Annotated in this window: 14 protein-coding genes; all 14 read left to right on the top strand. The window is 40.3% G+C overall.

Annotation, left to right across the window (positions count from 1 at the left end; all coding sequences use genetic code 11):
- The first annotated feature begins 270 nt into the window (after positions 1-270).
- The 14 genes from nuoA to murA all read left to right on the top strand — a co-directional run bounded on the left by nuoA (position 271) and on the right by murA (position 13,071).
- Positions 271-639 (top strand): NADH-quinone oxidoreductase subunit NuoA, encoded by a 369-nt coding sequence (gene nuoA, locus AC3WVA_RS07830; protein ID WP_000179273.1) that lies wholly within the window; start codon positions 271-273, stop codon positions 637-639.
- Positions 630-1,148, top strand: a complete 519-nt coding sequence (gene nuoB, locus AC3WVA_RS07825) for an NADH-quinone oxidoreductase subunit NuoB (RefSeq protein ID WP_000236331.1) — start codon at positions 630-632, stop codon at positions 1,146-1,148. Before nuoA ends, nuoB begins: the two co-directional genes overlap by 10 nt.
- A complete protein-coding gene (locus tag AC3WVA_RS07820; protein WP_492321854.1) occupies positions 1,145-2,230 on the top strand; it encodes an NADH-quinone oxidoreductase subunit C in 1,086 nt (361 codons plus the stop codon). Before nuoB ends, AC3WVA_RS07820 begins: the two co-directional genes overlap by 4 nt.
- Positions 2,231-2,234: 4 nt before the next feature.
- Positions 2,235-3,335 (top strand): NADH-quinone oxidoreductase subunit NuoD, encoded by a 1,101-nt coding sequence (gene nuoD / locus AC3WVA_RS07815; protein ID WP_000621449.1) that lies wholly within the window; start codon positions 2,235-2,237, stop codon positions 3,333-3,335.
- Positions 3,335-4,336 carry an NADH-quinone oxidoreductase subunit NuoH gene (gene nuoH, locus AC3WVA_RS07810; protein WP_000573437.1) on the top strand — a complete coding sequence of 334 codons (1,002 nt, stop codon included), beginning with the start codon at positions 3,335-3,337 and terminating at the stop codon, positions 4,334-4,336. The genes nuoD and nuoH overlap by 1 nt, the downstream gene beginning before the upstream one ends.
- Positions 4,337-4,361: 25 nt before the next feature.
- Positions 4,362-4,781 carry an NADH-quinone oxidoreductase subunit NuoI gene (nuoI, locus tag AC3WVA_RS07805; protein WP_000677191.1) on the top strand — a complete coding sequence of 140 codons (420 nt, stop codon included), beginning with the start codon at positions 4,362-4,364 and terminating at the stop codon, positions 4,779-4,781.
- Positions 4,778-5,302, top strand: coding sequence for an NADH-quinone oxidoreductase subunit J (locus tag AC3WVA_RS07800; protein WP_042876099.1), 525 nt, complete (start codon positions 4,778-4,780; stop codon positions 5,300-5,302). The genes nuoI and AC3WVA_RS07800 overlap by 4 nt, the downstream gene beginning before the upstream one ends.
- Positions 5,295-5,609 carry an NADH-quinone oxidoreductase subunit NuoK gene (gene nuoK, locus AC3WVA_RS07795; RefSeq protein ID WP_000100078.1) on the top strand — a complete coding sequence of 105 codons (315 nt, stop codon included), beginning with the start codon at positions 5,295-5,297 and terminating at the stop codon, positions 5,607-5,609. Before AC3WVA_RS07800 ends, nuoK begins: the two co-directional genes overlap by 8 nt.
- A 29-nt stretch (positions 5,610-5,638) precedes the next feature.
- Positions 5,639-7,501, top strand: a complete 1,863-nt coding sequence (nuoL, locus tag AC3WVA_RS07790; protein WP_492321853.1) for an NADH-quinone oxidoreductase subunit L — start codon at positions 5,639-5,641, stop codon at positions 7,499-7,501.
- Positions 7,498-9,000 (top strand): NADH-quinone oxidoreductase subunit M, encoded by a 1,503-nt coding sequence (locus AC3WVA_RS07785; protein ID WP_098344841.1) that lies wholly within the window; start codon positions 7,498-7,500, stop codon positions 8,998-9,000. The genes nuoL and AC3WVA_RS07785 overlap by 4 nt, the downstream gene beginning before the upstream one ends.
- Before the next feature lie 7 nt (positions 9,001-9,007).
- A complete protein-coding gene (gene nuoN / locus AC3WVA_RS07780; RefSeq protein ID WP_492321867.1) occupies positions 9,008-10,522 on the top strand; it encodes an NADH-quinone oxidoreductase subunit NuoN in 1,515 nt (504 codons plus the stop codon).
- Positions 10,523-10,734: 212 nt separating this feature from the next.
- The gene (locus tag AC3WVA_RS07775) at positions 10,735-10,971 is read left to right on the top strand and encodes a DUF1146 family protein (protein ID WP_492321852.1); all 237 of its coding nucleotides are present in this window, start codon (positions 10,735-10,737) and stop codon (positions 10,969-10,971) included.
- 51 nt (positions 10,972-11,022) lie between these two features.
- Positions 11,023-11,727 (top strand): YwmB family TATA-box binding protein, encoded by a 705-nt coding sequence (locus AC3WVA_RS07770; RefSeq protein WP_372452190.1) that lies wholly within the window; start codon positions 11,023-11,025, stop codon positions 11,725-11,727.
- A 39-nt stretch (positions 11,728-11,766) separates the two neighbouring features.
- Entirely contained in the window at positions 11,767-13,071 is a 1,305-nt protein-coding gene (murA, locus tag AC3WVA_RS07765) for a UDP-N-acetylglucosamine 1-carboxyvinyltransferase (RefSeq protein WP_048528058.1), read from the top strand.
- Positions 13,072-13,207: the final 136 nt, after the last annotated feature.

Genomic DNA, 13,207 nt, shown 5'->3' with positions numbered 1-13,207 from the left:
TACATATAACTTCCTCTTTTTATTTTTTATTGTTTCTTGAAAAGTATATATAATTTCTATACTTATTTTACACAGGTATAGCGAGTTCTAAAAATAGATTTTAATAATTCCCGTTTCTGTCCCCAACATATCGACATAGGAATTTGAAGTTTGCTATAATGATTAAAATAGTTGCATTATTTAGAAAAATTTAAAAATAATAATTACTGCAACTAGGACATATTGTTTACTAAGTGAACTTGTTCTTAATTCAGGGGGGAGGGTTTCACAATGGCAAGTGTATATGAAAATAGTTATATGATCGTTTTGATTTTCTTGCTATTAGGCATATTGCTGCCGGTAGTGGCTCTTACATTAGGAAGGATGCTGCGCCCAAACAAACCAAGTGCAGCGAAAGCGACGACGTATGAGAGTGGGATTGAGCCTTTTCATGATGCGAATATTCGGTTTCATGCTCGTTATTATATTTTTGCTTTATTGTTTGTCATTTTTGATGTAGAAACTTTATTTTTATATCCATGGGCTGTTGCATATGACAAGCTCGGTTTATTTGCACTGATTGAAATGCTCATTTTTGTTGTAATGTTGCTAGTTGGATTAGCGTATGCTTGGAAAAAGAAGGTGTTACAATGGTTATAAATTTTGAGGAGTTACATCCAAATGAGCGAGCGGAATTAGAACGAAATATCTTTTTTTCTACATTGGAGCAGTTGAAAGGATGGGCACGGAGTAATTCTTTATGGCCGATGACATTCGGACTAGCATGCTGTGCAATTGAAATGATGGGAGTAGGTTCATCACATTACGATTTAGATCGATTTGGGTCATTTTTTCGGACATCACCAAGGCAATCGGACGTTATGATTGTGTCGGGAACGGTAACGAAGAAGATGGCTCCTATTGTTCGGCGTTTATATGATCAAATGCCTGAACCGAAATGGGTTATTGCAATGGGATCTTGTGCGACAGCAGGTGGTCCATATGTAAATTCATATGCTGTTGTGAAAGGTGTAGATCAAATTGTGCCAGTTGATGTGTATATCCCTGGTTGCCCACCAAATCCTGCCGCCTTAATTTATGGAATTAATAAATTGAAAGAAAAAATTCGTTACGAGGCAAAGACAGGAAAGCAGGTGACGAATAAATGAGTGATTTAAATAAAGACTTAGAGGATTTGAAAAGAGAAGCGGCTAGGCGTGCGAAAGAAGAGGCGAGAAAGCGGCTCGTTGCGAAACATGGTGCAGAAATAAGTAAACTTGAGGAAGAAAACCAGGAAAAAGAGAAAGCGCTACCAAAAAATGACGGTATGACTGTAGAAGAAGCAAAACGACGCGCAGCAGCTGCAGCGAAAGCGAAAGCAGCGGCGTTAGCGAAGCAAAAAAGAGAAGGAACCGAAGAGATAACAGAAGAAGAAAAGGCCAAAGCGAAAGCGAAGGCAGCAGCTGCAGCGAAAGCAAAAGCAGCGGCATTAGCGAAGCAAAAAAGAGAAGGAACCGAAGATGTAACGGAAGAGGAGAAGGCAAAAGCGAAGGCAGCAGCTGCAGCGAAAGCAAAAGCGAAAGCTGTGGCGGCAGCAAAGGCAAAAGTAGCTGCGCTAGCAAAGCAGAAGGCCTTACAGGGTGATGGGGATTCAGGAGATGAAAAGGCGAAGGCAATTGCAGCAGCGAAGGCAAAAGCGGCAGCGGCAGCAAGGGCGAAGACAAAGGGCGCTGAAGGTAAGAAGGAAGAGGAGCCGAAGCTGGAAGAGCCATCCGTGAATCAACCGTATTTAAATCAGTATGTTGAAGTTATTAAGGGAAAAGTAGGGGAGGATACATTAGTAGATTGCTACATTAATAAACTTTCAAAAGATGTGCCAACTCTTGTGGTCGAGCCATCCAAATATTATGAAGTAATGGAGTTACTGCGATTCCATGAGGGGCTTGCTTTTGATTATATGTCAGAGCTACACGCGACGGATTTTGTAACACATATGGAAGTGTATGTTCATTTATTTTCATATGGAAAGAAACAGTCAGTAGCGGTAAAGGTGAAGCTGAATAGGGAAGAGCCGCAAGTAGAATCGGTGACAGCGCTTTGGAAAGGAGCGGACTGGCCAGAGCGGGAAGCGTATGATTTGCTTGGCATTGTATTTAAGGGGCATCCGAATTTATCGCGTATTTTAATGCCTGATGATTGGATAGGACATCCGCTTAGAAAAGATTATGAACCGTATGATGTGGAGGTGTAGCTAAATGATCCGTACGGAAGAAATGCTTTTGAATGTAGGTCCTCAGCATCCGAGTACGCATGGTGTGTTCAGGCTTGTTATTAAGATTGACGGGGAAATTATTAAAGAAGCTACACCGGTTATTGGATATTTGCATCGCGGGACCGAAAAGATTGCGGAGAGCTTGCAGTATACGCAAATTATCCCTTATACAGATCGAATGGACTATTTATCGGCTATGACGAATAATTACGTCATTTGCCACGCTGTAGAGACGATGATGGGGCTTGAAATACCGGAGCGGGCCGAATACTTGCGAGTACTTGCAATGGAGCTTGGAAGGATTGCGAGCCACCTCGTTTGGTGGGGGACAAATCTTCTTGATATAGGAGCGGTCAGCCCGTTTTTGTACGCGTTTCGTGAGCGAGAGATGATTATTAATTTATTAAATGAGTTATGCGGCGCCCGGCTTACTTTTAACTATATGAGAGTCGGCGGTGTAAAGTGGGATGCGCCGGACGGTTGGATTGAAAAAGTGGAAGAGTTTGTTCCGTACATGAGAGAGCAACTAGCAGGTTATCATGATCTCGTTAGTGGGAATGAGATTTTCTTAAATCGCGTAAAAGGCGTTGGTATATATAGCGAGGAAGATGCGATTTCGTATTCTTTAAGCGGAGCAAATTTACGATGCACCGGAGTAAACTGGGATCTTCGCAAAGATGAGCCGTACTCGATTTATGATCGTTTTGATTTCGATATTCCTGTTGGGAGCGTGGGGGATGCTTGGGATCGCTACGTTTGCCGTATGCAAGAGATTGAGGAGTCGTTAAAAATTGTTGAGCAAGCTGTCCAGCAGTTCCCAAAAGAAGGAGCTGTACTTGCGAAAGTGCCGAAAATTATTAAGGCGCCTAAAGGGGAAGCGTTCGTCCGTATAGAATCGCCGCGCGGAGAGATTGGTTGCTATATTGCTAGTGACGGAAAGAAAGAGCCATACCGCTTGAAGTTTCGCAGGCCGTCTTTTTACAATTTGCAAATTTTACCGAAGTTATTGAAAGGTGAAAACATCGCCAATTTAATTACGATTTTAGGTGGAGTTGATATTGTACTTGGGGAGGTTGATGGCTAATGATTGAAACGCTCTTACAATCACCTTCAAGCTGGACGAATTTCTTTATTTTTTTCGGATTAGCGGTACTCCTACTATTTGCAGTCCTTGGCTTCGTTACATATGGTATTTTGGCAGAGCGGAAAGTGATGGGTTTTATGCAAGGACGGATTGGACCAAACCAAGTTGGGGGCCGGTTCGGTTTACTGCAAACGGTAGCCGATGTTTTAAAACTATTACTGAAAGAAGATAGTATTCCGAAGGCGGCAGATAAACCGTTGTTTATATTAGCACCTGTCATTGCATTCGCACCAGCATTTATGGTGCTTGCAGTTATCCCGTTTACTGATAAATTTCAGTTCGCGGATATAGGCGTAGGCTTACTGTATTACATTGCTGTTTCTGGGATTACGACGATTGGTGTCGTGACCGGAGGATGGGCATCGAATAATAAATATTCCCTTTTAGGAGGGATGCGTGCGGCGGCGCAGATGATTTCTTATGAAATTCCGCTTGTAATGAGCGTAATTGGCGTCGTTTTATTAGCTGGTAGCCTAAATTTAAATGAGATCGTAGCAGCGCAGGAGAATGTTTGGTACATTTTCGTGCAGCCAATCGGTTTCGTCGTGTTTTTAATCGCAGCGGTAGCAGAGTTAAATAGGACGCCGTTTGATTTACCAGAAGCTGAGTCGGAGCTTGTTTCTGGATATCATACGGAATACTCAGGGTTTCGCTGGGCGTTTTTTATGCTTTCAGAGTACGTATATTTCTTCGGAATGGCATCTTTAATTACAGTGCTCTTTTTAGGCGGATGGAATCCAGTCATGTTCCTTGGATTTATCCCGGGAGCTGTATGGTTTGCTTTGAAATTTAGCAGTGTAGTCTTTCTATTAATTTGGTTCCGCGTTACGTTTCCGCGTATAAGAGGTGATCAGTTAATGGAGTTTGGCTGGAAAGTATTATTGCCAATTGCACTTGCAAATATTTTCTTAACGGCATTGATTAAGGAGTTATTCTTCTAATCTATGAGGGGGGTGCCAGTAAGAGATGAAAGGACTATTTAAAGGATTAAAATATACATTAAGCAATTTGAGTAAGAAGAAGGTGACGTACGATTATCCAAATCAACCGTTGCCATTGCCAGACCGCTTTCGAGGTATTCAAAAGTTTTATCCCGAAAAGTGTATTGTTTGTAATCAGTGCTCTAACATTTGTCCGACAGACTGTATTCAGTTAACAGGGAAAAAACATCCGGATCCTACGAAAAAAGGAAAAATTATCGATACGTATGATATTAATTTTGAAATTTGTATTCTTTGTGATTTATGTACAGAAGTTTGTCCGACAGAGGCGATTGTTATGACAAATAACTTTGAACTCGCGGAATACTCACGGGATGACTTATTTAAAAATTTGCAGTGGCTTGACGAAAACGACGAAAACGTCAGGAAGGAGAATAAAGCATGAATGGCGAGTTTATAGCATTCTTTATACTATCCTTGTCTGCAATTATTGGCGGCGTTCTTATGTTGAACTTAACGAAAGTTATGCATATGATGCTAGCTCTCGTTCTGACCTTTCTCAGCATCGCAGGTTTGTACTTTCTTTTATCAGCTGAATTTATCGGGGTTGCACAAATTTTACTTTACTCAGGTGCAATCACAATTATTATGATTTTTGGCATTATGTTAACGAAACATAACGCAGAAAATGAATCGCGTCTTACTCTTCGAAAATGGATTATCTTCTTTGCGGTTGTAGCATTTGGGGCAGTTATGTATTTCGCTGTTAACAATATTGATTTTGCAAATGAAAGCACACAAGGAAGTTTACCTCTCCATGAAAAAAACACACTTCAAATCGGTACACTTCTCTATTCAGAATATATTATTCCATTTGAGTTAACCTCAGTTATTTTACTTGTAGCACTTGTTGGCGCAATTATTCTTGCGAAGAAGGATGAGAAAGAGGAGGATTCCAATGAGTAGCGTGCCTGCTTCTGCGTATTTAACGCTTGCGATTATTTTGTTTTGCATCGGTTTGTTTGGAGCTTTAACGAAGCGAAATACAGTGATTGTATTAGTTTGTATTGAATTAATGCTGAACGCAGCTAATTTAAATTTAGTAGCGTTTAGTAAGTTAGGTTTGTTCCCAAATTTAACAGGGCAAATTTTCTCTCTGTTTACGATGGCTGTAGCGGCAGCGGAGGCGGCGGTAGGACTCGCCATTTTAATTGCTTTGTATCGTAATCGTACGACGGTTCATGTAGATGAAATGGATACGCTCAAAGGATAACATTGTGACCGAAAAGGGGGAAGGAAACAATGATCGATTATGCATGGCTCATACCGCTTTTCCCGCTTGTTTCGTTTTTTTTATTACTTATATTCGGGAAGAAAATTAGAGAAGGAAGCAGTGTACTTAGTATTTTCTTCGTCTTTCTCTCCTTTATATTTGCGGTACTTGTATTAATAGAACGGTTTTCGACAGTACCAATGAAGCATAAGTGGGTATGGCTTAGAGCTGGAGATATTGATATATCATTCGGCTTTGAAGTGACGGCATTAGGAGCTTTAATGCTGTTTATCGTTACGCTTGTGAGTTTACTGGTACATGTGTATTCGAAAGGTTATATGAAAGGCGAGGAAAGATTACCAACCTTTTACGCCTATTTAGGGCTCTTTACATTTGCGATGCTTGGGCTCGTTATATCACCGAATTTATTACAGCTTTATATATTTTGGGAGTTAGTAGGCCTCGGTTCATTTTTACTCATCGGTTTTTACTTCTTTAAAGAAGAAGCGAAGGCTGCTGCGAAAAAAGCTTTTATTATGACTCGTATTGGCGATGTCGGTTTATTTATTGGGATGATCTTAATTTTCTGGCATGCAGGTAGTTTTGAATATGATGCCATTTTTAGAGCGATTCATACTGGGGATCTTACTCCTACGATGATTACAATAACAGCGATATTAATTTTTATTGGTGCAATGGGGAAATCAGGTCAGTTCCCCCTTCATACGTGGTTACCAGATGCAATGGAAGGTCCGACGCCTGTTTCGGCACTTATTCACGCGGCGACAATGGTCGCAGCTGGCGTATATTTAGTGGCAACGATGTTTCCGCTATTTTCAGCAAGTGCGGTGGCGATGCAGACGGTGGCAATCGTTGGAGCCTTCACTGCAATATTTGCGGCTTCCATCGGTCTTGTACAAACGGATATAAAGAGAGTGCTCGCTTATTCTACAGTTAGCCAGCTCGGGTATATGATGCTTGCGCTAGGGTCTGCTGGTTATGTAGCAGGTGTTTTCCATTTAACGACACATGCCTTTTTTAAAGCGCTACTATTTTTGGCAGCAGGAAGTGTCATTCATGCAGTGCGTACGCAAAACATTAATAAAATGGGCGGCTTACAGAAGAAGATGAAAGTAACGGGTGTACTATTTTTAATCGGTACGCTTGCAATTAGTGGTGTGCCGCTCCTTTCCGGCTTCTTTAGTAAAGATGAAATTCTGGCGGCGACTTGGATGAACGGCAATTACGTTTTATTCATTTTAGCAGTAATTGCAGCATTCCTAACAGCATTCTACATGTTCCGGCTATACTTCCTTGTCTTCACTGGGGAAGCGAAGACGAAGGAAGATGTGCATGAATCGCCCCGCATTATGACGTATCCGATGATTGTCCTTGGCGTTCTTGCAGTAGTGGCAGGTTATATAAATACACCATGGTTTGGGACATTTCTCGGGGATTGGCTTACGAAAGATGTGGCATTTAAAGCGCGAGAAGCACACGGACCATTTTGGATTATGATTGTTGCGACGCTCGTTTCATTTGCAGGGATTGCTCTCGCATACTTCATATATGGCAAGAAATCTATTTCTAGAGATTGGGCTGGGGGTGAGAAAGCACCTCACTATAACCTTTTGAAAGAAAAATATTATGTGGATGAACTATACAATATGACGGTGCTTCCTATTACGAAAGGAATCGCTCATGTGCTTCGCTTGTTTGAGGTGTATGTAGTCGAAGGAATTGCCGTTTTAATAGGGAGTGTAGTTAAAGGGATAAGCGGACTTGGGTCTAGACTTCAAAACGGAAATGTACAAGTGTACGGGACTGTAACAGCTGTCTCGCTTGCGGTACTCGTCATTATTTTGCTCTATACGGGAGGGGATTTACGATGAATGATTTGTTATTAACGTTCTTCATTTTTTCCCCGCTTTTAGGAATTCTCTTACTTGCATTAACACCGAAAAAAGAATCGCGTACAGTGCGAGCGCTCGGTTTATTTGGAACGGTGCTTCCATTTGGAATTGCTATCGTCCTCGCTTGTACATACGCTTCTGGAAAGAGCTTGTCGCTATTTGATGAAAAAGTAAAATGGATTAAATTTGGGGATTTTGCAGCGGTGGATAAAAGATGGTTCTCCATTTATTACGAGCTTGGTATTGATGGTTTATCGCTCGTTATGATGGTATTGACGGCCCTTCTAGCGATGCTTGCAGCAATTGCCGCATTTACGATTAAAAGGAATTTGAAAGCATTTTATATGCTGTTACTCATGTTAGAAATAGGGATGCTCGGCGTCTTCGCTGCTCAAAATTTAATGTTGTTCTTTATCTTCTTTGAAATTACATTGCCGCCAATGTTTTTATTAATTGGGAAGTGGGGGAAATTGTCGAGTGAAAAGGCTGCTTATAGTTATTTAATATATAACGGTATTGGCTCCGCTATTTTGCTCATCGTTTTCTCAGTTTTATTTGCGAAAACAGGTACAACGAATATAACAGAGCTTAAAGAAATATTAACGAGTGTAGGTGCTGGGGGAGGGACGGCTGTCTCAAGTAGCTTACAGTTCGGCTTGTTTCTTAGCATAATGATCGCTTTTGCGATTAAATTACCAGTTTTCCCGTTACATCGCTGGATGGTCAATGTACATATTGAAGCACATCCGGCTGTAGTTATGCTTCATGCAGGTGTTTTACTGAAGATTGGAGCATACGGTATGATTCGCTTCGGACAGGGGTTATTCCCGGAATACTTTCGAGAGTTTGCAACGCTCATTGCGATTTTAGGAGTCATTAATTTATTGTACGGAGCCTTCTTAGCGCTCATCCAAACGGACTTCCGGAAGGTACTGGCTTACTCTAGTATTTCGCATATGGGCATTGTATTAATGGGGCTTGCGGCGTTGAATGCACCAGGCACACAAGGGGCACTATTCCAAGTTGTGTCGCACGGTTTAATTGCGGCTTTACTCTTTTTCTTACTCGGCGTTATAGAACAGCGTTTTGGAACGTCGGATATTACAGCGCTTGGCGGACTTGCAAAAAGTGTACCCATACTTAGCGGATTTTTCTTAGCGGGAGGAATGGCATCGCTTGGATTGCCGGGTATGTCTGGATTTGTAAGTGAGTTTCTTGCCTTTCTCGGTTTATTCCAAGGAGAGCCGGTCATTGCTGCGGCCGGAGTACTTGGCATCATTTTAACCGCTGTATACGTATTAAGAGCAACACTTCAAATAACATTTGGTAAGAAAGAGTGGGAAGCAAAAGCTGATATACATGGATGGGAGTATGTCCCTATATTGCTGCTTATCTTCTGCATTATTGCAATTGGAGTAATGCCAGAAATATTAGGAGATCCGCTTCAAAATACATTGAAAACATTGGGGGTGAAGTAGGATGGATATGAATACGTTACTTAGCCTATCATGGCATCTCATGGTGCCAGAATTCATTATTCTCGGAGCTGCCATCCTTCTTTCCATATGTGATTTGTTTTTTAAGCTGAACCATAAATATGTAGCGCTTAGCGCAATCGCAGCTATCGTATTAGCAATCGTCTCATTAATTACGCTATACGGTGAACCAGCGGGAGATATTTTAAACGGATCGTTTGTGTTAGATGGGTTTTCAAAAGGGTTTAAAACGTTGTTATTAGGCGGAGCTGCTCTCATTTTATGCACTGCAATGAGCGATGATAAGAAGAATTCAATTGAAGATAAGGGAGAGTATTATTACTTATTTTTAATGGCACTTCTTGGGGCTATGTTTATGGCTTCTAGCGTTGATTTCATTACACTTTTCGTCGGCTTAGAATTGCTTTCACTTTCTTCGTATATTTTAGTAGGAATACGAAAAAAGAACCGTGCATCAAATGAGGCGGCCATGAAATATGTCATTAATGGAGGAATTGGAACAGCCATTACGCTCTTTGGAATGAGTTATTTGTACGGTATTACAGGATCAACTAATATCGTGGATATGCAAAAAGTATTCGCAGGGGAACTTGCTGGTGGTATTCAGTTATTGTTAGCTCTCACATTTTTACTATTACTCGTTGGACTTTCGTTTAAAATTGCGACAGTACCGTTTCATATGTGGGCACCAGATGTGTATGAGGGAGCGGCTACACCTGTTACTGCTTTTCTAGGGACGATTTCTAAAATGGCAGGTTTCCTACTCATTATTCGTCTGTTCCTCATGGTCTTCGCAACTGTATCGGTGCAAGGAGACATGCAATCTTTATACGGACGTATGAGCATATATGTTGCAGTACTAGCGAGTATTACGATGATTATCGGAAACGTAGTCGCATTAAAGCAATATAACGTAAAACGCCTATTTGCCTATTCGGGAATCGCACATGCGGGGTATTTACTCGTTCCGCTTGTCGCATTATCGCCATTTACAATGGATAGCATGTGGTTTTACATGCTTGCGTATATGCTGATGAATATAGGCGCATTTGCAATTATCCACGGCTTAATCTTACAAAGCGACAAAGAAAATATCACCATTTTCACTGGATTATATAAAAGGTCGCCATTCACAGCGATCGTAATGACGATTTTTATTTTATCGTTGGCCGGGATACCAGGAACAGCTGGTTTCATCGGGAAAATTAACATCTTTTTAGGTGCACTTCATGTAGAGCCAGCTCATTACGTACTAGCTTCTATTATGATGGGGACGACAGTCATTTCATTCGTATATTATTTCCGTATTTTACAGCAAATGTTTTTCAGGACGGGAGAAGTAGAAGAGAAGATTCGTTTGCCATTCAATATAAAGGTTGTAATGAGCCTTTGCGCAATTTCGATTGTAATACTAGGGATTATGCCGATGATTGGATACAATTTCTTTTATGAATATTTTCCATTAATGAAAGATTTCTTCTTTCTAGGGAACATGGTACAATAGTGAAAATAAAAGGTGTGGAGTCGTTACTCTGCGCTTTTTATTTTGTGTGAACTACAACTGAAAATGCATATAGGTATACGTTTTTTAAGAGAAAATTATGATGTGAAATGTAAGATGCTTATTTGTATTTGAAAAAGTGTGGCTCCTACTTATTATGGTATCGTTTTTATAGTATTTCGTAAGTAGTAGCTAGGTAAAAAGGGGTCGATTTTTTGGCACATCTTTTAGGGCAACAAGCACTGATTGCCATCGTTTCGCATTTATTGTTTATTACCATTACGTGGTGGGCCTTACAAGGTATTCACATTGAGCGTTTAATGAAGCCTGGAAAGGTAATGCAGACGAGAGTATTACTCATCCTAATTACAATTGCAATTGGGACATCTGTAACTAACTTTTTCCTTGATTATTTAGGCTATTCAAAGAGTTTAACGTATTTAGTAAAGTAAGTGTATAGAACCTCATATCTCCGTTAACAATGGGGATAGGAGGGGATGAAATTGAAGCTTAAAGCCATTCTTATTGTTGCACTTAGTGTTGTTTTATTTTTGGTTGGATATAGAGAGATGAAACCAGTCAGCGATGAACAGAAAATGGAGAGCATGATTGCGTCCTTAGAGAAAAATGATGCTAAAGTAGAGAAGTGGTCATGGTTAGCGCGAGAAACAAAAACAATTTCTAATATACATACGTTTCAAAAATTGTTAAACGATGTGAAGGACAAGGCGAATATTCAAAAGTGGGAATTAGAGCAATCTCCAGATGGATATAAAGCTACATCCTATAAAAAATTTTCTTCTTATGAAGAACGAGTAGTAGTAACTTGGAGTAAGGAAAATAATAAAGAAAACACTTTCATTATTTTTGAAGTGAGTGGGGCGAAATGGGACCCAAAGTACATTCAGAAAACAAATCAAATTTTTAGTGAAAAACCTATAATTTACACTTGTGTTCAAGGTGTACTGAATGATAAGATTGAAGGTGTTTTGCAAAATAAAACCAATCAGGTTTTGAAAGATCTTTCAGCAAGAGCGATCGAGCAGATAGAAGAAAGAGCATTTGTGTCAGTCTCCGCATACAATAAAAAGTGGGATGACGCTCTTTCAACAAATAGAGAGAAAATAAATGTGCAAATAGCAATACGTTCTACTGACAACAAAGATACAATTGTGGTTGGCACACCGATCATAACTTCTGAGTATTGAGTGAATAGATACTGAAAAAAGGACACGGAGGGGAATAATTTGGAAAAGATCATCGTCCGTGGCGGAAAGCGGTTAAACGGCACAGTGCGTGTTGAGGGCGCAAAAAATGCTGTATTACCTATAATCGCTGCAGCCCTATTAGCGAGTGATGGAAAGAATGTACTATCTGAAGTACCAGTTTTGTCTGATGTATACACAATTAATGAGGTATTACGTCATTTAAATGCTGAAGTCGTATTTGAAAATAATCAAGTAACAATTGATTCTTCTAATGAACTAAACATTGAAGCACCATTTGAATATGTACGTAAAATGCGTGCATCTGTTCAAGTAATGGGACCATTATTAGCACGTAACGGTCGTGCTCGTATTGCACTTCCTGGTGGATGTGCAATTGGTTCACGTCCAATTGACCAACATTTAAAAGGCTTCGAAGCAATGGGAGCAAAAGTACAGGTTGGTAATGGTTTTGTTGAGGCATACGTTGAGGGAGAACTAAAAGGAGCTAAAATTTATTTAGACTTCCCAAGCGTGGGCGCGACAGAAAACATTATGTCTGCAGCTACATTAGCAAAAGGGACAACAATCCTTGAAAACGCAGCGAAAGAACCAGAAATCGTTGACTTAGCTAACTTCTTAAATGCGATGGGAGCGAAAGTACGCGGAGCTGGAACTGGAACGATTCGTATCGAAGGCGTTGATAAATTATATGGTGCAAACCACTCTATTATTCCTGACCGTATTGAAGCGGGAACATTCATGGTTGCAGCGGCAATTACTGGTGGAGACATCTTAATTGAAAATGCTGTGCCTGAACATTTGCGCTCAATTACAGCGAAAATGGAAGAAATGGGTGTTAAAATTATTGAGGAAAACGAAGGTGTACGTGTTATCGGCCCAGATAAGTTAAAAGCGGTTGATATTAAAACTATGCCTCACCCAGGTTTCCCAACAGACATGCAATCACAAATGATGGCATTATTACTACAAGCTGATGGAACAAGTATGATTACAGAAACGGTATTCGAAAACCGCTTTATGCACGTTGAAGAATTCCGTCGTATGAATGCTGATATTAAAATCGAAGGTCGTTCTGTTATTATGAACGGTCCAAACAGCTTACAAGGTGCTGAAGTAGGCGCAACTGACTTACGTGCTGCTGCTGCATTAATCTTAGCTGGTTTAGTATCAGAAGGTTACACTCGTGTAACTGAATTAAAGCATCTTGACCGTGGTTATGTAGATTTCCATAAGAAATTAGCTGCATTAGGTGCAACTATTGAACGTGTAAACGAAAAAGTAGAAGAAGTGAAAGAACAAGAAGTTTCTGATCTTCACGCTTAATTGAAATAGTCTCTACGTCTTTTGGCGTAGGGGCTATTTTTTTGGGTTATTACTGTTATAGTCAAGAAATTCTATACTTATGCACGTACCAGTGAAAAAATTTAGAAAATTTTCATTTTAAACAGGTCCCCTTAAG

The sequence above is a fragment of the Bacillus sp. EB106-04-02-XG92 genome (genome assembly GCF_058791995.1).
This window is presented reverse-complemented; position numbering and strand designations above follow the sequence as displayed.